Source organism: Escherichia sp. AM3, from assembly GCF_032029835.1.
GTDB lineage: Bacteria > Pseudomonadota > Gammaproteobacteria > Enterobacterales > Enterobacteriaceae > Escherichia > Escherichia coli.
Genome location: NZ_JAVUPQ010000744.1, coordinates 1 through 332, shown reverse-complemented (window position 1 = coordinate 332; position 332 = coordinate 1). Strand labels below are relative to the sequence as shown.

General features: G+C 60.2%; 1 pseudogene. It reads left to right on the top strand.

Annotated features, from left to right (window positions below):
* Positions 1 to 332: pseudogene (locus RTW80_RS28160) on the top strand (oxidoreductase); the annotation flags it as partial.

Below are 332 nucleotides of genomic sequence, written 5' to 3'. Positions count from 1 at the left end.
GCGTGAAACGGTGCGTTACCTGGGCGGCAGTGACGATATGACGTTGCAGGTGGTGACAGCAAAAGACCGCCTGGGCCGCGAAATCGCAACGGGCGATCTGACCACGGCGGAAGGCGAGGCGCATTTGCAGGGAAGCATCAGCGGCGTGCCGGTGGACATCTGGCTTAACAAATACGCGGGGCCTGCGGGCGGGCAAAAGGGATTACGCTTCTATTTGCGCGACGGGCGCATCGTCAGCCACGACCGACGCGGCGCAGAAGATGTGCTGGAGCTGATTAAGGGTAAAGAAATTCAGCGCTGGCATATTCCCGGTACGATCTACGGGCATTGCC